Genomic DNA, 18,212 nt, shown 5'->3' with positions numbered 1-18,212 from the left:
CGGGACAGCGTGCTGGCTTTTCCCCCAAACCGGAAGATTGACCCATGAAGAAGGCAGTCGTGCTTCTCTCCGGCGGCATGGATTCAGCCGCCGTCATTGCCATGGCCCAGGAACAGGGCTTTGCCGTGCATGCCCTGAGCGTTCGCTACGGCCAGCGCCACACCTCTGAACTGGACGCCGCCGCCCGTGTGGCCAAGGCCCAGGGCGTAATCGCGCACAAGACCGTGGACGTGGACCTGCGCAGTATTGGTGGCTCGGCGCTGACTGACGATATCGACGTGCCCGAGGCCGGTGGTGCTGGTATTCCGGTCACCTACGTGCCGGCGCGTAATACCATCATGTTGTCGCTGGCGTTGGGCTGGGCCGAAGTGCTCGGCGCCAACGACATCTTCTGCGGCGTCAACGCCGTGGACTACTCCGGTTACCCGGACTGCCGCCCCGAGTTCGTGGCCGCGTTCCAGGCGCTGGCCAACCTGGCTACCAAGTCGGGCGTGGAGGGCGCGGGCATCAAGGTACATGCACCGCTGCAGTTCCTCAGCAAGGGCCAGATCGTCAGCGAAGGCGTGCGCCTGGGCGTGGACTTCGGCCTGACCGTGTCCTGCTACAACGCCGACGCCAACGGCGCCGCCTGCAGCCACTGCGACGCATGCCGCCTGCGCGCGCAGGGCTTCACCGAGGCCGGCGTAGCCGACCCGACGCTGTACGCCTGACGGCCCATGGCATGGTGGGTGCGAACCGTTGGTTCGCACGCTCTTCGCCGGGCATGGATCGGCGATGCCGAGGAGGTCTGACTCTGGTGGGTGCCCACCTTGGTTGGCACTGTCCGCCGGGCATGGCCCGGCGCTACCGGGGAGGTCTGACTCTGGTGGGTGCAAACCTTGGTTGGCATTGTCCGCTAGGCACGACTCGGCGCTATCGCTCCCGCAACCACCCCGACGCCTCGATGAAGGCACGCACCGCCTTCGGATCGGCATAGTCCAGCTCGATCATCCGCGCGATGCCCGCCTTCTCATCGGCCTGCTGCCGCATGTACTCCTGCGCGATGCGGTAGCCGGCGTAGTAACCCAGATCACTCACCCCGAACGGATTGCGGGCGCTGTTGTACAGCCAGTTGTCCAGGTCATCACCGTCCATCTCAGCAATGAAGCGCGTGCGGATTTCCGCTTCGTGCGCGGGCCCGTAGGTGTACAGCGGCAACGCCGGCCGGCGTCCGCTGATGCGCTCCGCCACATACTCGGCAACACCCTCGCGCACCGCGTACTGGGCCAGGCTGCCGGTGGTCTCGCGTTGCTGGGTGTGCACGTATTCGTGCAGGTTGTTCTGCGCGTTGTTCGCACCGGGCCGACTGTCGTAGAAGATCCGCAGGCGGCTGCGCATCGGCTCCGGCAGCTCGCTCACGTCCACACGCTCATCGCCCAGCGCCATCTCCGCACCGATCAGCACCTTGTCGCCCAGCGTGGTGCCGCCGGTACGCAGCACGCCTACCGCATAGGTGATGGTGGCCGGGCGCAAAGCCGGGTAGAGCGCCCGGAAGTCGGAAAGATCCCGTTCCAGCGTAGCGCTGGCCTGCTGCGCGTTGGCGGTAAGTGGTCGTACCGAGTTCCAGAAGCGCGGCCAGGAGCGCATCGCTTCGGCGTACTCGCGGGCGGTGTAGTTGCGGACCTGCATCAGCGCGTGCAGACCGGGGCTGCCCGGATCGATGTAGTGCTGCTGGACCAGCGCCACCTGGCGCTCGGCATCAGGCTCGGCGCGCACCGCGTCATAGGTGGCCCAGAAGCGGCCGATATCTTCAGTGACGACCTGGGGCGGGGCGGCCAGTGCCGCACAGGGCAGCAGCAGGGCGGCAATGAGGCAGAAGGGCAGGCGCATCCGTGGCTCCGGGGAAGGATCACAGATGGGATGCGACGGAGGCCCGGAAGGTTTAAGCGGGCTCACCAGATCGGGTAGTGCCGGCCGCTGGCCGGCAACCTCATGCACCAGGGTTTCACCCGGCCCGGCAAAGTAGGGTAGAATGCCCACCCCGCCGAGAGGCCGGGGCAGTGCAATGGGCCGTTAGCTCAGTCGGTAGAGCAGAAGACTTTTAATCTTTTGGTCGAAGGTTCGAATCCTTCACGGCCCACCATTGCAGCCAATGACCCAGGTCATTCAGAAAGGCACCGCAATGCGGTGCCTTTTTTGTTGCCTGGTCAAGGCCCTCTACTTCGCCCGCATTCCCTTGGCTTTCGCGGCCGCCGCGTCGGCAGCTTCCTGTGCGGCCGTCGCTGCCGCATTCGCGGAACGCGCCGCCTCCGCTTGAGCCGCCTCGAAATCGGCCCGGCGCTGCGCGCTGATCCGGCGTTCCAGTTCTGAATATGCGACGTAGCTCTCCGGATACTTCGCGACGCAGGCCTGCTGCAGCAGCGGGATCGCGTGGTCGGACAATCCCGGTTGGAGGTGGGCGAGCAGGCAGTCCGCATACGCGGCGGATGCTGGGGGAATGTTGCTGGCCTGCGGTGAGCCGGCAGCAAGGGTGGTGGCGATCAATACACTCAACATGGGAACCTCCTTGTGGACATGAGCGTGGCGGTGACCAGTCCGTGAGCCAAGGTGCGCGTTGCATGACCATCACCGACTCCATGGTGCTCCAGTTCCGGTAGATCGGCAAAGTGCCGCGAACGACAATGTCTCCGGCGGTCTATGCTCAGCGCTTTCCCAGAATGGACCGCCCCATGCGTCTGATCGCGCTGTCGCTGTTGTTGTCCGTCGTCTCCGCCGCGCCGCTGATGGCCGCCGAATCCGCGTCGCCCGCTGCCGCCTCGCCACTGGTCATCGGCGAGACCTTCACCATCGAGTCGAAGGCGCTGGGCGAAACCCGCCGCATCAATGTTTACCGCCCACAACCCTGGGGTCTGGACCCGAAGGCGCCGTTGCCGGTGCTGTATATGGCCGATGGCGGCATCGCCGAGGACTTCCTGCATGTGGCCGGGCTGGTGCAGGTGCTGAGCGGCAACGGCAGCATGCGACCGTTCCTGCTGGTGGGCATCGAAAACACCGAACGCCGTCGCGACATGACCGGCCCCAGCAACGACCCGCAGGACCAGAAGATCGCGCCGCGCATCGGTGGATCGGCGGCCTACCGCCGTTTCCTGCGCGATGAATTGATGCCGCAGGTGCGCCAGCGCTACCCGACCACCGACGAGCGCGCGCTGATCGGTGAATCGCTGGCCGGCCTGTTCGTGGTCGAGACGCTGTTGCAGGAACCGACACTGTTCAACAGCTACATCGCGCTGGACCCGAGCCTGTGGTGGAACCATGGCGCGATGCTGGCCGGGGCGGCCAAACAGCTGCCGGCGGTGACGCGCGCGCAGCCGCAGGTGTTCCTGGCCAGCAGCGGGCAGCCGGAACTGGCCGCATCCACTGCGCGACTGGCCGCGTTGCTGCAGCAGGCCTCGCCGTCGCCGCTGGTGAAGTACCTGCCGCTGCCGGAGGAAACCCACGCCACGATCTATCACCCGGCCGCCCTGCAGGCGCTGCGCACGCTGTTCCCGGCGCCGCCGCCGGCCTCGCCTTGACCCTGCGTGGCGCGTAGCCGCGCGACATGTGAGGATGCGGTAGCGGCGCCACCCGGGTGCGCCGCCCGCAACGGGAGAGCGTGGATGCAGCGTGTGCGTGGATGGAGTGTGGCGGCCTGCCTGGTCGTGAGTGGCTGCGCGATGTCGGTGGCGCCACCGGCAGCGCAGAATGAAGCGAAGGAAAGCGCGGCCACCGCTGCGCCGGGCGTGGTGCTGCCGGATACCGAAGCATTGCGCGTGCACGATCCTGTGGGCCGCGATTACCCGATATGGGTGGCGCTGCCGGCCGACTATGCCGCGCACCCTGAGAAGCACTACCCGGTGCTGTACGTGACCGATGCGCTGTACAGCTTCCCGCTGGTGCGCAGCGTGCGCAATCTGGTGGGGCAGCAGGGCGTCAACATCGAGAATTTCATCCTGGTTGGGCTGCCTCCACAGGAAGGCCTGACCTCGAAGCAGAGTCGCTCGCGCGACTACACGCCCAGTAATCCGGCGCGTACTGCCAAGGGCTATTACAGCGATGACGTCACCTACGGCGGTGCCGCGCACTATCGTGATTTCCTGGCGGAACACGTGCTGCCGATGGTCGATGCGCGCTATCGCACCGATCCGGCCCGGCGCGTGTTCGCCGGTCATTCCTATGGCGCGCTGTTCGGTACCTACGTGCTGACCACCCAGCCGGACCTGTTCAGTACCTACATCCTGTCCAGTCCTTCGTTGTGGTTCGACCAGCTTCTGCTGCCGCGCATGCAGGATGCCGCCGTGATTCCCTCGCAGCCTACGCGCGTGCTGCTGTCGGTAGGAAGCTACGAGACGGACAAGCCAGGGCCGCGCTATTCAACCGGCAACGACATGCTGCGGCAGACCGCGGACTTCACCACCCAGTTGCAGCGCAGTGGCCGCAAGCTGCAGGTGGACAACGTGGTGATTGACGGCGAGGACCATCTCACGGTCTACCCGCGGGTGATCACTCGTGCACTGCTGGAGGTGATGCCGGGCGATGGGCCGTACACCGGCGGTTGATGGCCGGTCGCATCCACGCCATGCGTGGATGATTGCCTCAGGCCGCGCTGGCCTGCGGCGGCGGCATCAACGTGGCATCCGCCGCATGGCGGAAACACAGGCGGATGGCATCGAGCAGTTCGCTCATGCTGTACGGCTTGGGCAGGAAGTGGATGCCGGCGCGCAGCTGCGGCAGCACGCGGTGCTGGTCCATGCCGGAGGTGACCAGGATCGGCAGCTGCGGCAGGTGCTCGCGCACGCGGTTGGCGGTTTCGATGCCGCTGATGCCGCCCAGGCAGACGTCGGTGAACAGCAGGTCGAACGGTTCGCCGGCGTTGAGCAGGCCCAGTGCGGCCTCGGCGCTGCTGACAGCGGTGACCTGGCAGGCCTGGCTTTCCAGGGCGAGGCGACTGAGTTCCTGGGTTTCCTCGGCGTCCTCGATCAGCAGGACGCGCGGTTCCACAAAACGCTTGGACAGCAACATGACGCGGCAACTCCGGACAACAGGGGGAGCGGAAGGCGCGCAAGTATGCGCAAGCCGGGGGTGATCCCGGCGTGCACGGCAAGCTAAGTGGGCGTTACACCCGGTCGCGGCGCTGGCGGCGCACGTGCCAGGCCAGTACCGCAACCGCCAGCAGGGTCGTGCCGATGCGCAGGCTGGTGGCCTGCCAGCCCAGCGCAACAGCGTCATCCAGACTGAACACGTTCCAGGCCAGATTCATCGAAACATGCAGTACCAGACCGCACCACAGGGTGTCGCCATCGAGGTGGTCGAGCCAGGCGAAGATGAAGCCGCCGAATGCGATGACCGCACCGATGAACAGCGCGATGCCGCCACCGTCGAACCCACCGAAGCCCAGCCAGTGCACCATGCCGAACAGCAGCGCCTGCGGCAGCGCGAGCAGCGGCCACGGGCCGCGCACGAGCTTCACCAGCAGCACGAAGCCGAGGCCGCGGAACAGCACTTCCTCGGCCAGCGGGAACAGCACGGTCAGCATCGCGGCGTCCAGCGCGGTCAGCGCCATGTTCGGGGTGCCGAGCAGCGCCAGTCCCAGCCAGCAGGGGAGGCTGGCCAGCAGCACCCACAGCGGACCGCCCCAGCCGTTTCCACGCAGGCCGAGGCTGGCCAGCAGGCCCATGCTGCGGGGGCGCAGCAGCGTAGCCAGCAGCAGCGCAACCAGGATTGCCAGTGCGTTGTCCAGCAGGCTGCCGCCGTAGGGCATGGGCAGGGCAGGAATCGGAGTGCCCGCGGCTGCGGCGATATCGCGCAGGTTCAGGCCCAGGCCAACGCCCAGCAGGACCAGCAACAGGCGTGTGGCGGAGGGCAAGCGGGACAGAATTGTCATGTACGCACTCCCTGCGGAACAAGCCTGCAGTGTCGGGCCCTTCGGCAATACCGGCACGCGTCGGAAGTCCCTGTGCCATCGGTCATGCGTTGCCGCACAGTCATCACCGCGCAGGTACAGTCGAGGTCAGACCGACAGGAGCAATGCCGATGCTGTGCCCCGTGTGCAAGACCCAGACCCTGCAGATGGCCGAGCGCCATGGCATCGAGATCGACTACTGCCCCGGCTGCCGAGGCGTGTGGCTGGATCGTGGTGAACTGGACAAGATCATCGAGCGCGCCGGTGCCGGTGCGGCCGTGCCGCCGCCCGCGCCTGTGCAGCAGCATCCGGCATCCTCTCCGCCGCCGGTGATGCACCGTGATACCCGCCACTTGGGCCAGCGCTACGAGGACAATCGCGGCCAACAGCACGGCCACGGTTACAAGAAAAAGAAGAAGGAGAGCTTCCTCTCCGAGCTGTTCGATTTCTAACTTGTGGAGTCGAGCTGCGCTCGACTCCACAAAAGGCGCGCGATCACGGGCGGCGCAGGATGAATTCACGGTCGCGGCTGTCGCCGACGATGAAGTCGTACTCGCCAACCTTGCTGCAGCCATAACGCGAGTAGAAGCGCTGCGCGCCGAAATTCTCCTCCCACACGCCCACCCACAGGGTGCGGAGGTGTGGCTGGTCCAGCCAGGCCATGAACGCGTCCATCATGCGCGCGCCATGGCCGCCGTTCTGGTGTGCGGCCAGGATGTAGAACCGCTTCAGTTCGATGTCGCCCTCGCGCGCATCCGCATGCGGCAGGGTGTTGGCACCGGCGGCCAGATAGCCGACCACGGCATCATCGTCCATCAGCAGCCAGATGGCACTGCGTGGGTCGGACAGTTCGATGCGCTGCGGTTCGCCGCTGTAGTGATCCTGCAGGAAATCGTGCAGGTCCTGCGTCGGATACGAATCGCCCCAGGTCTCGGTGTAGGTGGCGATGGCGATCGCCGACAGCGCGTCGACGTCGGCAAGGGTGGCGCGGCGGATCTGCAACGACATGGCGGTGCCTGCATTGGAACGTGGCGCAGTGTAGCCGGCCCCGGCGGCTGCCGGGGCCGGCTACACTGCTCACGTAACGCTGCTCAGAACCACATGCGCACGCCGGCCACCCAGCGCGTGTCGCGCGCGTGGTCACCGGCGTAGTCGGCGGTGTCGCCAAACGTGCGTTCGTGGCTGATGCCGATGTAGGGCGCGAAGCGGCGGCTGAACTCATAGCGCAGGCGCAGCCCGGCTTCGACCTTGTTCAGGCCACGGCCGATGCCGTACTCCTTCTCGTCCTTGGCCGCGACGGTGGCTTCCAGCAGCGGCTGCAGGATCAGGCGGTTGGTCAGCAGCACGTCGTACTCGACCTCGGCCTTGGCCAGTACCTGGCCACCGGAGCCCATGTACAGCGTGGCTGAGCTCTCGAACTTGTACGGCGCCAGACCCTGGATGCCGATCGCCGCCCAGGTGCGTGAATCGGCGGGGCGGAAATCCTGGCGCACGCCGACCAGCACGTCCCACCAGGGCGACACGCTGCGGCCATACAGCGCTTCCAGCGACGATGATTCGGTGCGGCCACGACTACGCTCGCCATCGGTGCGCAGCCACAGGCGGTTGATGTTGCCGCCGATCCAACCGGTGGCCTCCCAGGCCTGGCCGTTGCTGCTCTTGCCATCCCAGTGTTCAAGACGGTCGATTAGCAGCAGGCTGTTGATCTCCGGTGCGTGCTCCATCGCACCATGGGCGATCGGCGGGAATGCGGCGGCACGGTCGGCATCGGTCGGCACCGGAATGGGTTCGCGCGGTTCGGTGGGGGCGGGCGCACCGTGGCCCATGGCCGCGTGGTCCATCTTGGAATGGTCCATCGTGACCTGGTCCGTCGACGTGGGCTGCATCGCGCCATGGTCCATCTTGGAATGGTCCATGCCGGCATGATCCATCGCACCGGCATCCATCTTTGAATGATCCATCTTCGAATGATCGACCGGTTCGACCGGCGACTTCGCGGTTTTCGCGGGCGCGTTCATCGCGGCCATGTCATGGCCGGCATGCGACTGCGCGAACACCGGCAGCGCCGCCGCCAGGCCCAGGGCCAGCAGGCTGGGAGAAAGGAGTGAGCGGCTCATTCTTCGATCCTCACTTCGCGCATCATGCCCGCTTCCATGTGGTACAGCAGATGGCAGTGATAGGCCCAGCGGCCGAGTGCATCGGCGCGCACACGGTAGCTGCGGCGGGTGCCCGGTGGCATGTCGATGGTGTGCTTGCGCAGCTGGAACTCGCCCTGCGCGTTTTCCAGATCACTCCACACACCATGCAGGTGGATCGGGTGCTGCATCATGGTGTCGTTGACCAGCACGATGCGCATGCGCTCGCCGTAGTTCAGTCGAAGTGGTTCGGCACTGGCGAAGGGAATGCCATCGAACGACCAGGAGAACTTCTCCATGTGGCCGGTCAGATGCAGTTCGATCTCGCGGCTCGGTTCGCGGCCATCTGGATCCTCGAACAGGCTGCGCATCGCGCCGTAGGTCAGCACCTGGCGGCCGTTGTCGCGCAGGCCGATGCCAGGGTCATCCAGCTTGGGTTCGCTGGCCGAACTCTGCATGTCCACCAGTGGGTTGTTGCGTTCGCTGGCCGGGTGCTTCGGTGCCTTGCTGGCGGAATCGCCGCCGCCATGCGCGCCGTGGCCCATGCTGGCGCCGCAGCCACCTTCCATGCCCTTCATCGCTGCCATGTCGTGACCGCCACCGCCCATGCCATGGCCCATGTCGGCCATGGTCAGCAGCACGCGTGGGTCGCGCTCGGGAATCGGCGCCTGCAGGCCGTGGCGAACCGCCAGCGTGCCGGCGGCGTAGCCGGTGCGGCCCATGTCCTGGCAGAAGATCGTGTAGGCATCCTGGCCGCTCGGTTCAACCAGCACGTCGTAGGTCTCGGCCGGGGCGATGCGGAATTCATCGATGCTGACCGGGTGGATGTACTGGCCGTCAGCGGCGACCACGGTCATCTTCAAACCAGGAATACGTACGTCGAAGTAGGTCATCGACCCGCCATTGATGAAGCGCAGCAGCACCTTCTCGCCACTGCGGAACAGACCGGTCCAGTTGCCGGCCGGGGCGGTGCCGTTCATCAGGTAGGTGTAGGTGTTGGCGTTGACGTCGGACAGGTCGGTCGGGGTCATCCGCATCCGCCCCCACATGCCACGGTCGGACAGCGCCGCCGACCAGCCATCGCGCTTCACGTCGCGCAGGAAATCCGGCAGCGTGCGCATGTAGTAGTTGTCGTAGGCCGCCAGCTTCTTCATGCGGCGGAACAGCGCGCCCGGGTCCATGTCGGTCCAGTCGGACAGCATGATCACGTGCTCGCGGTCGTGGTGGTACGGCGCCGGTTCGGCCGGGTCGATGATCAGCGCGCCGTACAGGCCGGCCTGCTCCTGGAACATCGAGTGGCTGTGGTACCAGTAGGTGCCCGACTGCTTCAGCTCGAAGTGGTAGTGATAGGTCTCACCGGGGCCGATGCCGTTGAAGCTCAGGCCGGGCACGCCGTCCATGTTGGCCGGCAGCAGGATGCCGTGCCAGTGGATCGAGGTCGGATGGCGTTCCAGCGTATTGCGCACGAACAGGTCCACGGTCTGGCCTTCGCGCCAGCGCAGGATCGGCGCTGGCAGCGAGCCGTTGACGGTGATCGCCGGGCGGGTACGGCCGGTGAAGTTGGCCAGGGATTCGCCGATGGCCAGTTCAACGCGGGTATCGCTGAGCACGGCAGGGGCGCCGGCCAGGCGGGGGGCGGCACTGGCAGCAGCAAGCGCGCGCTGCGGCACGCCGACAGCGGCGATGCCGGCAACCACGCCACCTGCGGCGAGGCCCTGTACGAACAGGCGGCGCGACGGCATGGGCACAGCGCCCGGGCCGGGGGGAATGCGGGTATTCATGGTGGTGACTCCAGACACGTAAAGACGCCGGCAGGCGGCCGGCTGCGGTGCGCAGGGCGCACGGTGCGTGTGGAATCAGCCGATGGGAGGACGCGAAATCGGCGGCAGTGGCGGCGCCGGACGGCCAGTGGCCGGCATCGGCTGCGGGGCCAGCGACAACGTCGGACCGGCCATGAACGGCAACGGCTGCACCACCAGCAGCGGGTGCTGGGCGCAGCTGCGCACGCAGTCCTTGATCTGGCAGTGGGCGTCGTGGGCGGGGGCCTTGGCCTGCGGGGCCTCGTCGGCCTGCATGCCCGTGTGGTGGTGGCAGTCAGGGTCACCGTCGTCGACCGCGGTGGCCATGGCATGCGCCATCCGGCCCATTTCCTCGTGACCACTGGCCATGGCCGCGTTCAGCCCGTTGAGCAACAGGCTGAGCATGAGCACGACACGGAGCAGGGTCGAGGCCAGGGACATGACGCTAATCTAGCCGTAAGCGGCCGCGGATGCACTTCCGGCTGAATGGCCGGTTCAAGGTTGGAGCTGCACCAATGTATGTAGGGCCGAGCCCATGCTTGGCTGCTTGTGCGGCAACAGCAGCCGAGCGTGGGCTCGGCTCTACAAGGACACCAGCGCAGGGGTAGCGCCCAACGCGGTAACTCGTGGCGGTCAACCTTCCTCGCGCACGATCTCCACCAGGCGCGGGCCGTAGCGGCTCAGCTTGGTGCCGCCGATGCCGCCGACCCGGGCCAGTTCGTCCAGGCTGGTCGGGCGCTGTTCGGCGATGTTGCGCAGGGTGCTGTCGTGGAAGATCACGAACGCCGGCACGTTCTGTTCGCGTGCCAGTTCGGCACGCAGGCCGCGCAGGGCATTGAACAGCGCCAGATCCTGCGGCAGCACCGACAGGCCGGTGCGCTGCGCGCTGCGCTCACGGCCGGTGCTGGTGCTGACGGCGTCGCGACGCATGCTGATCTGCCGGCGGCCGGTCAGCACGTCGCGGCTGGCATCGGTCAGGCGCAGTCCGCCGTGGCCCTCGCTGTCCACTTCCAGCAGGCTGGCGGCCACCAGCTGGCGGAACACGCTGCGCCAGGTGCGCGCGTCGAGGTCGCGGCCGATCGCGTAGGTGCTGAGCTTGTCGTGGCCCTGCTGCCTCACTTTCTCGTTCTCGCTGCCGCGCAGGACATCGATCAGGTGGCCGACGCCGAAACGCTGGCCACTGCGGTACACGCAGCTGAGCGCCTTCTGGGCAGGAATGGTCGCGTCCCACGACGCTGGCGGCGTCAGGCAGTTGTCGCAGTTGCCGCAGGGCTTGGGGTAGGTTTCACCGAATCCGGCCAGCAGCACCTGGCGGCGGCACTGCATGGATTCGCAGTAGCCCAGCAGGTGGTCGAGCTTGCCCCGTTCCAGCTGCTTGCGTTCTTCGCCGGCCTCGGACTGCTCGATCATCTGCTTGAGCAGGACCACATCGCCCAACCCGTAGCACAGCCAGGCCTCGGCGGCTTCGCCATCACGGCCGGCGCGGCCGGTTTCCTGGTAGTAGCCTTCCATCGACTTGGGCAGGTCGGTATGCGCCACGAAGCGCACGTCCGGCTTGTCGATGCCCATGCCGAAGGCGATGGTGGCGCACATCACGATGCCGTCCTCGCGCAGGAAGCGGCGCTGGTTGTTGGCGCGCACCTCCGACGGCAGGCCGGCATGGTAGGGCAGGGCGTTGAAGCCCTGTGTGCAGAGGAATTCGGCGGTTTCTTCCACTTTGCGACGCGACATGCAGTAGACGATGCCGGCTTCGCTGCGATGGCTGCGCAGGAAGTCACCCAGCTGCTTGCGGGCGTTGTCCTTCTGCACCACGGTGTAGCGGATGTTGGGGCGGTCGAACGAGCTGACGAAGTGGCGTGCTTCCTGCAGGTCCAGCCGCTCGGCGATCTCACGCTGGGTTGGCGGGTCTGCGGTGGCGGTCAGCGCGATCCGCGGAATCTCCGGCCAGCGCTCGTGCAGCACGGTCAGCTGGCGGTATTCCGGGCGGAAGTCGTGGCCCCACTGCGACACGCAGTGCGCTTCGTCGATGGCGAACAGGGCGATGCGGCTGCGCGACAGCAGCGACAGGAAGCGACCGGTCAGCAGGCGCTCGGGAGCGACATAGAGCATGTCCAGCTCGCCGGCGAGCAGTTCGCGCTCGACGCGGCCGGCGGTCTCGGCATCCAGGGTGGAATTCAGGTACTCGGCACGCACGCCGAGCTGGCGCAGGGCTTCGACCTGATCCTGCATCAAGGCGATCAACGGCGAGATGACGATGCCACATCCGTCACGCAGCAGGGCCGGGACCTGGTAGCACAGCGACTTGCCGCCGCCGGTGGGCATCAGCACCAGGGCATCGTGACCGGCAGCCACATGCTCCACGATGTCCTGCTGGGGACCACGGAAATCGTCGTAACCAAAGACGCGTTGGAGCAGGTCGTGCGCGGGACGGGAAGCCATCCGGCTAGTTTACCCCGGCGGGGGTTCGGCAGGGCTGCGCCCTGCACCTGCAGAAGCCTTCAAGCCAGAGCAACGTCAAAAGCGACAGCCGGCTCTGAAGTGATCCGTAGTTTGGCGGGGCGGTGTCGGAGTGCGGGGACGCCGTAAACCCGTCCATGGGGGCTCGATGGCGCCATCCATGGCGCCAACGGTCCTGCAAGCCCACACTGCCCCACCCCCGACAGATTCCTGGTGACGGTGGGGCCATCCACGCGTTGCGTGGATGGAATCTGTCAGATATCGACAAACGAAATGGGGTCAGATCCGTTTTCCTGCGGAAAACGGATCTGACCCCAAGCTTTGTCAGCAGATCGCGGAAAACTGTCGAAGGCGGGGTGGGTCCGGTTGAGGGGGTGTGAGCGGCATGGATGCCGCGACCAAGCCCCCATGGACGGGTTTACGGCGTCCCCCTCAACCGGACCCACCCCGCCAACCCTCAGGAAACCCGCTTTTGACGTTGACGTTGAACTTGACGTTGCCTCGGCAGGTGCAGGGCTGCAAGCCCTGCCGAACACCCCCAACCCTTACTGCAGCAGCGAGCGCAGCATCCAGGCGTACTTCTCGTGGGTCTGCAGGCGCTGGGTCATCAGATCCTCGGTCGGGGCGTCGTCACCCTTGGCCGCCACCTCCAGCACTTCACGTGCCGTACGGCAGACCGCTTCGTTGGCGACCACCAACTGGCGTACCATTTCACGCCAGTCCGCACTGTCGGTCAGGCCCGGCTCCTCGGCGATCGAGGTCAGCGCAGCGAATTCCCGGTAGGAGCCCGGGGCATTGAAGCCCAGTGCGCGGATGCGCTCGGCCACATCGTCCAGTGCCGCCCACTGCTCGGTGTACTGCGTCTCGAACATGGTGTGCAGCGAGTTGAACATCGACCCGGTCACATTCCAGTGGAAGTTGTGCGTCTTCAGGTAGAGCGTGAACGCATCGGCCTGGAAGCGCGACAGACCGTCGGCAATCTTCTTGCGGTCGCCCTGGGTGATCCCGATATCGATGTTCGGTGCCGACGGTGCCGCCGCTGCAAGCTTCTGCTTGCCGGTTTTGGGCTTGGTCGTGCTCTTGGTCTTCGCCATGGGGTTCCTCCTTGTGGAATCGTTGGCCTTCACAATAAACCGGTCGTGATGACTGGTCGCTTTCAAAGTTTTGAACGAACCGATTGATGAACGCTATCGACAAAATGCCGCAGTCCCGCCAGCGCCAACAGCGTGCCGCCATTGACGGTGCCATGAGCCGCGACCGTGGACGATTGCTGGGAATGCTCTCGCGTTGCCAGGCCAAGCCACAGGATGCGGCGTTGGCCGCCACCTTCGAGCAGGCCTTGCAGGTATCGGTGCAGCGCCGGCAGGCTCGGGCGCAACAGCAGCCGTCCATTACTCTGGACCCGCAGCTGCCGATTGCGCGTGAAGCCGACGCCATCATCGGGCTGATCCGCGACCACCAGGTCGTGGTGATCGCCGGTGAAACCGGCTCGGGCAAGACCACCCAGCTGCCGAAACTGTGCCTGGCCGCAGGCCGTGGCCAGGCCGGCATGATCGGCTGCACCCAGCCGCGACGGATTGCCGCACGTGCGGTGGCCAGCCGCGTGGCGCAGGAACTGCAGAGCGAACTGGGCCAGCTGGTCGGCTACCAGGTGCGCTTCAACGACAAGGTCAGCGAAGACAGCCGCATCAAGTTCATGACCGACGGCATCCTGCTGGCGGAGATCGCCAGTGACCGCTGGTTGTCGAACTACGACACGATCATTGTCGACGAGGCGCACGAACGCAGCCTCAACATCGACTTCCTGCTGGGCTACCTGAAGCAGCTGCTGCGCAAGCGCCCGGACCTGAAGCTGATCGTGACCTCGGCCACCATCGACACCGAACGCTTTGCCCAGCATTTCGACAATGCGCCGGTGATCAGCGTCGAAGGCCGCACCTATCCGGTGGAGGTGCGCTACCGCGCGCTGGAAGGCGAGGGCGAGCAGGAGGGCGAGCGCACCGTCAACGACGCCATCGTGTCGGCCATCGACGAGATCACCCGTCTGGATTCGCGCGGCGACGTGCTGATCTTCCTGCCGGGCGAGCGCGAGATCCGCGATGCGCACCAGTCGCTGGAACGGCGCAAGTACCGCAATACCGAGGTGCTGCCGCTGTACGCGCGCCTGTCCAACCAGGACCAGGACCGGGTGTTCAACCCCGGCCCGAACCGCCGCATCGTGCTGGCCACGAATGTGGCGGAAACCTCGCTGACGGTGCCACGCATCCGCTACGTGGTCGATCCGGGCTTTGCCCGCGTCAAGCGCTACAGTCCGCGCAACAAGCTTGACCGTCTGCACATCGAGCCGATCTCGCAGGCCAGCGCCAATCAGCGCAAGGGCCGCTGCGGCCGTGTGGCCGAGGGTATCTGCTATCGCCTGTACGCCGAAGCCGACTTCCAGGCACGGTCGGAATTCACCGATCCGGAAATCCGGCGCTCCAGCCTGGCCGGGGTGATCCTGCGCATGCTGCAGCTTGGCCTGGGCCGCATTGAGGACTTCCCGTTCCTGGAGGCCCCCGACGAACGTGCCGTGGCCGATGGCTGGCAGCATCTGACCGAACTGGGCGCGATTGACAGCGAGCGTCACCTGACCGCGATCGGCAAGCAGATGTCGCGCCTGCCGGTGGACGTGAAGTTGGCACGCATGCTGGTGGCCGCGCAGGCCGCCGGCTGCCTGCGGCCGATGCTGGTGATCGCCTCGTTCCTGGGCATCCAGGACCCGCGCGAACGCCCGCCCGAAGCGCGCGGCGCGGCTGACAGCGCGCACGCGCAGTTTGCCGATGGGCGCTCCGAGTTTGTAGGTGTGCTGCGCCTGTGGGATGCCTACCGGCAGGCCCACGAAGACCTGACCCAATCCAAGTTGCGCGACTGGTGTGGCCGTCATTTCCTCGGCTTCCTGCGCATGCGCGAGTGGCGCGAGCTGCATCGGCAACTGCGTCTGCTGTGCGAGGAACTGGGCTGGAAGGAAGAAGCCAACGAGGCCTCGATGGCGCCGTTGCTGGCGGGCAGCAGTGCGCCGGCCGCTGCGCGCGACGATGCGGCGGCAGTGAAGGCCACCCGTGGCCAGCTGCACCGTGCGGCGCGCCTGGCCCGCGAAGGCAAGGCCGAGGCGGCGCCGGCACCGGTGGCCGTGCGCGCGCAGAAGGAACAGGCGCCGGTTGGCGGCGGTTTCAGCGAGCGCGTGCGTGCTACCGCCTACCAGACCCTGCATCGGGCGCTGGTGGCGGGCCTGCCGACGCAGATCGGCCACCGCACCGAGAAAGGTGATTTCCAGGCGCCACGCCAGCGCCGCTTCCTGCCATTCCCCGGCTCGACGCTGTCCAAGCGGCCGCCGCCGTGGCTGCTGGTGGCCAACCTGCTGGATACGCAGAAGGTCTGGGGCATGACCCTGGCTGCGATCGAACCGGACTGGGTGATCGCCGAATTGCCGCACCTGCTGCTGCGCAAACATTTCGATCCACACTGGTCACGCGCGCAGGGCCAGGTGCTGGCCTCCGAGCAGATCAGTCTGTTCGGGCTGGTGCTGGCGCCGAAAAAACCAGTGCACTACGGCCGCATCAACCCCGGCGAAGCGCATGACATCTTCGTGCGCCAGGCGTTGGTGACCGGCGAGATCACTACACGCGCCAGCTTCGTGGCCGACAACCAGAAGGTGCTGGAGATCGCCCGCGAGGAAGAAGCCAAGCTGCGCCGCGCCGGTATCGTCGCCGACGAGGACTGGCAGGCGCGCTGGTACCTGGACCGGGTGCCGCCGCAGATCCATTCTGCCGCGGGACTGGATACCTGGTGGAAGGGGCTGGCACCGGAACAGCGCAAGCCCCTGCACTGGTCGCTGGTTGATCTGTTGCCGGGCGAAGGCAGCGAGCAGGAGCGCTACCCGAAGTACCTGGCGCTGGGCCAGGCGCGCTTGCCGCTGCACTACCGCTTCGAGCCAGGCGCCGACGATGACGGGGTAACCCTGGAGGTGCCGCTGCACCTGCTCAACGCGCTGGACGCCGTGCAGCTGGGCTGGCTGGCACCGGGCTTCGTTGCCGACAAGGCGGCCGCGTTGATCCGCAGCCTGCCCAAGGCGATGCGCCGCAACTATGTGCCTGCGCCGGACTTCGCGCGTGCATTCTTCGAGGCATTCCCGCAGCCCGGCGCCGACGCCATCACCGGCGAGCTGGCGCGCTTCCTGTCGCGCGCGACCGGCGCCAAGGTGGCAGCCACCGACTTCGAGCCGGATTCGATCGAAGCCCACCTGCACATGAACCTGCGCCTGCGCGACGAGAACGGCAAGGTACTTGCGACCTCGCGCGATCTGGACGCGCTGCGTGCAACGTTCGGTGGCCGAGCCGGCGATGCCTTCGCCGCGCGCGCGGGGCGCGAGATGGCCGCCGATGGCCTGCGTACGTTCCCGGCCACGCCGATTCCGCTGCAGGTGCCTGGCGAGGCGGGTGTTCCTGCCTACCCGGCGCTGCTGGACGAGGGCGACAGCGTAGCCCTGCGCATCTTCGCGGACCGCCAGCAGGCCGAAGAAGCACATCCGCTTGGCGTGCGCCGACTGTTGGAAATCGGCCTTGGCGAGAAGATCAAGCAGGCGCGCAAGCAGTTGCCGGTAGCGGCCAAGACCGGCCTGCTGTACGCCTCGATCGAAACCCAGGAGCGCCTGCGGGGTGACCTGGTCGACGCCGCATTGAACGCGGTGCTGGCCGATGGCCTGGGCGAGATCCGCGATGCGCAGGCGTTCGAGCAACGCCGCGAGCAAGCGGCCAAGGCGCTGTTTGGCGAGGCCATGCAGCGGCTGAAGCTGGCCGAGGCGATCCTGGCCCTGGTGGCGGAACTGAAGCCGATGCTGGAAGCGCCGCTGATGGGTTGGGCACGCGGCAATCTGGATGACATGGAGGCGCAGCTGGTCGGGCTGATCCACCCCGGCTTCCTGCGCGATACGCCGGCCGACGCGCTGGCGCAGTACCCGCGCTACCTGAAGGCGATGATCCTGCGCACCGAGCGCGCCAAGCGCGACCCGCCGCGTGACCAGGCGCGCATGCTGGAACTGCATCCGTTCCTGGAGGCGCTGCAGGCGGGTGAGCAGCAGGGCCTGCGCGAGCGGCCGCAATGGCAGGCACTGCGCTGGGATCTGGAAGAGCTGCGGGTGTCGCTGTTCGCGCAGGAGCTGGGTGCACGCACCGGCATCTCTGCAAAGAAACTGGCGCAGCGGGTGACCGCGCTGCGCCAGCTGTGATGCGGTAGCGCCGGGCCATGCCCGGCGGCTTCCCTCACACCGTTACTTGGAGCGGCGCACCTTCGGCTGGCTGTTCACGCCTTCCACCTTCATGTACCACACGCCCATCACACCGGGTTTGATGCTGACCTTGGGCGACTGCTTGCGCACGCCGACCACGCTGGTGGTGTCGGTCTGTTCCCATTCCTGGCCATTGTCCAGCACGTAGACGCGCCCCTTGCCGAAGCCCCGGAACTCACCCTGCAGGGCACCGGTGATCGGTTCGCTGCTGCCGAAATCAAAGAAACCGCGGTTCTTCACGATCACTTCCTGGCGGCCCTGTTCACGGGCTTCCTCGCGTACCGCGGCCACCGCCTGGGTGGTGGCCGCTTCGACTTTGCCCTGCAGCCAGCGGTTGAGCGCGGCCAGTTCCTGGGCACTGAGCTTGTCCAGGCCAGCCGACTTGAATTCGGCCGGTGACATCTGCTGCTGCAGGTCGCCTTCCACCACGCGCTGGGCCAGCGCGGGCGCCGACAGGGACAGCAACAGCGCGGCACCGGCCAGCAGCCGTAGGCGGAAACGCGGGACGATCGAGGACATGTCGGGACTCTCCTGGGTTTGCCCGCGAGTGTAGCGGCATGTCTTCATGCCGGGTGATGGTG

16 protein-coding genes and 1 tRNA gene are annotated in these 18,212 nt (G+C 66.6%); 6 read left to right on the top strand and 11 right to left on the bottom strand.

All coding sequences use genetic code 11. The annotated features are described in order from the left end of the window. Nucleotides 1-44: 44 nt before the first annotated feature. Complete coding sequence (gene queC / locus SMAL_RS15840; protein ID WP_012511894.1) at nt 45-710, top strand: 7-cyano-7-deazaguanine synthase QueC; 666 nt, start codon at nt 45-47, stop codon at nt 708-710. A gap of 202 nt (nt 711-912) precedes the next feature. Here the strand turns inward: queC and SMAL_RS15835 are convergent, their stop codons facing one another. Continuing rightward, nucleotides 913-1,869, bottom strand: a complete 957-nt coding sequence (locus SMAL_RS15835) for a DUF2268 domain-containing putative Zn-dependent protease (protein WP_012511893.1) — start codon at nt 1,867-1,869, stop codon at nt 913-915. Nucleotides 1,870-2,046: 177 nt separating this feature from the next. On the opposite strand from SMAL_RS15835, the gene SMAL_RS15830 reads away from it, so the two are divergent. Next, a tRNA-Lys gene (locus SMAL_RS15830) sits at nt 2,047-2,122 on the top strand. A gap of 74 nt (nt 2,123-2,196) precedes the next feature. Here the strand turns inward: SMAL_RS15830 and SMAL_RS15825 are convergent. Next, on the bottom strand, nt 2,197-2,535 hold the full coding sequence (locus SMAL_RS15825; protein ID WP_012511892.1) for a hypothetical protein: 339 nt from the start codon (nt 2,533-2,535) through the stop codon (nt 2,197-2,199). A 173-nt stretch (nt 2,536-2,708) separates the two neighbouring features. Here SMAL_RS15825 and SMAL_RS15820 point away from each other — a divergent pair, with 173 nt between their 5' ends. Beyond that, nucleotides 2,709-3,551: an alpha/beta hydrolase gene (locus tag SMAL_RS15820; protein ID WP_012511891.1), complete on the top strand. Its 843-nt coding sequence runs from the start codon at nt 2,709-2,711 to the stop codon at nt 3,549-3,551. Between the two features lie 84 nt (nt 3,552-3,635). Beyond that, nucleotides 3,636-4,574: an alpha/beta hydrolase gene (locus tag SMAL_RS15815; RefSeq protein WP_006385820.1), complete on the top strand. Its 939-nt coding sequence runs from the start codon at nt 3,636-3,638 to the stop codon at nt 4,572-4,574. A gap of 37 nt (nt 4,575-4,611) precedes the next feature. On the opposite strand, the gene SMAL_RS15810 is transcribed toward SMAL_RS15815, so the two are convergent. Further along, complete coding sequence (locus SMAL_RS15810; RefSeq protein WP_006385818.1) at nt 4,612-5,037, bottom strand: response regulator; 426 nt, start codon at nt 5,035-5,037, stop codon at nt 4,612-4,614. A gap of 94 nt (nt 5,038-5,131) precedes the next feature. Next, nucleotides 5,132-5,899: a CPBP family glutamic-type intramembrane protease gene (locus tag SMAL_RS15805; protein WP_006385816.1), complete on the bottom strand. Its 768-nt coding sequence runs from the start codon at nt 5,897-5,899 to the stop codon at nt 5,132-5,134. A 149-nt stretch (nt 5,900-6,048) separates the two neighbouring features. Here SMAL_RS15805 and SMAL_RS15800 point away from each other — a divergent pair, with 149 nt between their 5' ends. Further along, complete coding sequence (locus tag SMAL_RS15800; protein WP_006385814.1) at nt 6,049-6,369, top strand: TFIIB-type zinc ribbon-containing protein; 321 nt, start codon at nt 6,049-6,051, stop codon at nt 6,367-6,369. Between the two features lie 43 nt (nt 6,370-6,412). On the opposite strand, the gene SMAL_RS15795 is transcribed toward SMAL_RS15800, so the two are convergent. The 6 genes from SMAL_RS15795 to SMAL_RS15770 all read right to left on the bottom strand — a co-directional run bounded on the left by SMAL_RS15795 (nt 6,413) and on the right by SMAL_RS15770 (nt 13,402). After that, a complete protein-coding gene (locus tag SMAL_RS15795; protein WP_012511890.1) occupies nt 6,413-6,925 on the bottom strand; it encodes a GNAT family N-acetyltransferase in 513 nt (170 codons plus the stop codon). Between the two features lie 83 nt (nt 6,926-7,008). Beyond that, entirely contained in the window at nt 7,009-8,034 is a 1,026-nt protein-coding gene (locus tag SMAL_RS15790) for a copper resistance protein B (protein WP_006385663.1), read from the bottom strand. Continuing rightward, nucleotides 8,031-9,833 carry a copper resistance system multicopper oxidase gene (locus SMAL_RS15785; protein WP_012511889.1) on the bottom strand — a complete coding sequence of 601 codons (1,803 nt, stop codon included), beginning with the start codon at nt 9,831-9,833 and terminating at the stop codon, nt 8,031-8,033. Before SMAL_RS15785 ends, SMAL_RS15790 begins: the two co-directional genes overlap by 4 nt. A 75-nt stretch (nt 9,834-9,908) precedes the next feature. Further along, the gene (locus tag SMAL_RS15780; RefSeq protein WP_012511888.1) at nt 9,909-10,292 is read right to left on the bottom strand and encodes a CopL family metal-binding regulatory protein; all 384 of its coding nucleotides are present in this window, start codon (nt 10,290-10,292) and stop codon (nt 9,909-9,911) included. 192 nt (nt 10,293-10,484) lie between these two features. Beyond that, on the bottom strand, nt 10,485-12,290 hold the full coding sequence (gene recQ, locus SMAL_RS15775; protein ID WP_012511887.1) for a DNA helicase RecQ: 1,806 nt from the start codon (nt 12,288-12,290) through the stop codon (nt 10,485-10,487). Nucleotides 12,291-12,853: 563 nt separating this feature from the next. After that, a complete protein-coding gene (locus SMAL_RS15770) occupies nt 12,854-13,402 on the bottom strand; it encodes a Dps family protein (protein WP_006385608.1) in 549 nt (182 codons plus the stop codon). 86 nt (nt 13,403-13,488) lie between these two features. Between SMAL_RS15770 and hrpA the strand changes: the two genes are divergently transcribed. Beyond that, entirely contained in the window at nt 13,489-17,571 is a 4,083-nt protein-coding gene (gene hrpA, locus SMAL_RS15765) for an ATP-dependent RNA helicase HrpA (RefSeq protein ID WP_012511886.1), read from the top strand. 42 nt (nt 17,572-17,613) lie between these two features. On the opposite strand, the gene SMAL_RS15760 is transcribed toward hrpA, so the two are convergent. Next, complete coding sequence (locus SMAL_RS15760) at nt 17,614-18,150, bottom strand: hypothetical protein (RefSeq protein WP_012511885.1); 537 nt, start codon at nt 18,148-18,150, stop codon at nt 17,614-17,616. Nucleotides 18,151-18,212 lie beyond the last annotated feature (62 nt).

It is taken from the genome of Stenotrophomonas maltophilia R551-3 (assembly GCF_000020665.1).
GTDB classification, from domain to species: Bacteria; Pseudomonadota; Gammaproteobacteria; order Xanthomonadales; family Xanthomonadaceae; genus Stenotrophomonas; species Stenotrophomonas maltophilia_L.
Note: the sequence above shows the minus strand (reverse complement) of the source record. Positions and strands in the feature narration are given on the sequence as shown.

Bases quoted from the DNA above. Each gene is read 5' to 3' on its own strand.
- SMAL_RS15805 (WP_006385816.1), bottom strand. From the start codon at position 5,899: ATGACAATTCTGTCCCGCTTGCCCTCCGCCACACGCCTGTTGCTGGTC.
- queC (WP_012511894.1), top strand. From the start codon at position 45: ATGAAGAAGGCAGTCGTGCTTCTCTCCGGCGGCATGGATTCAGCCGCC.
- SMAL_RS15790 (WP_006385663.1), bottom strand. From the start codon at position 8,034: ATGAGCCGCTCACTCCTTTCTCCCAGCCTGCTGGCCCTGGGCCTGGCG.
- SMAL_RS15780 (WP_012511888.1), bottom strand. From the start codon at position 10,292: ATGTCCCTGGCCTCGACCCTGCTCCGTGTCGTGCTCATGCTCAGCCTG.
- hrpA (WP_012511886.1), top strand. From the start codon at position 13,489: ATGAACGCTATCGACAAAATGCCGCAGTCCCGCCAGCGCCAACAGCGT.
- SMAL_RS15800 (WP_006385814.1), top strand. From the start codon at position 6,049: ATGCTGTGCCCCGTGTGCAAGACCCAGACCCTGCAGATGGCCGAGCGC.
- SMAL_RS15815 (WP_006385820.1), top strand. From the start codon at position 3,636: ATGCAGCGTGTGCGTGGATGGAGTGTGGCGGCCTGCCTGGTCGTGAGT.
- SMAL_RS15820 (WP_012511891.1), top strand. From the start codon at position 2,709: ATGCGTCTGATCGCGCTGTCGCTGTTGTTGTCCGTCGTCTCCGCCGCG.
- SMAL_RS15760 (WP_012511885.1), bottom strand. From the start codon at position 18,150: ATGTCCTCGATCGTCCCGCGTTTCCGCCTACGGCTGCTGGCCGGTGCC.
- recQ (WP_012511887.1), bottom strand. From the start codon at position 12,290: ATGGCTTCCCGTCCCGCGCACGACCTGCTCCAACGCGTCTTTGGTTAC.
- SMAL_RS15810 (WP_006385818.1), bottom strand. From the start codon at position 5,037: ATGTTGCTGTCCAAGCGTTTTGTGGAACCGCGCGTCCTGCTGATCGAG.
- SMAL_RS15825 (WP_012511892.1), bottom strand. From the start codon at position 2,535: ATGTTGAGTGTATTGATCGCCACCACCCTTGCTGCCGGCTCACCGCAG.
- SMAL_RS15770 (WP_006385608.1), bottom strand. From the start codon at position 13,402: ATGGCGAAGACCAAGAGCACGACCAAGCCCAAAACCGGCAAGCAGAAG.
- SMAL_RS15795 (WP_012511890.1), bottom strand. From the start codon at position 6,925: ATGTCGTTGCAGATCCGCCGCGCCACCCTTGCCGACGTCGACGCGCTG.
- SMAL_RS15785 (WP_012511889.1), bottom strand. From the start codon at position 9,833: ATGAATACCCGCATTCCCCCCGGCCCGGGCGCTGTGCCCATGCCGTCG.
- SMAL_RS15835 (WP_012511893.1), bottom strand. From the start codon at position 1,869: ATGCGCCTGCCCTTCTGCCTCATTGCCGCCCTGCTGCTGCCCTGTGCG.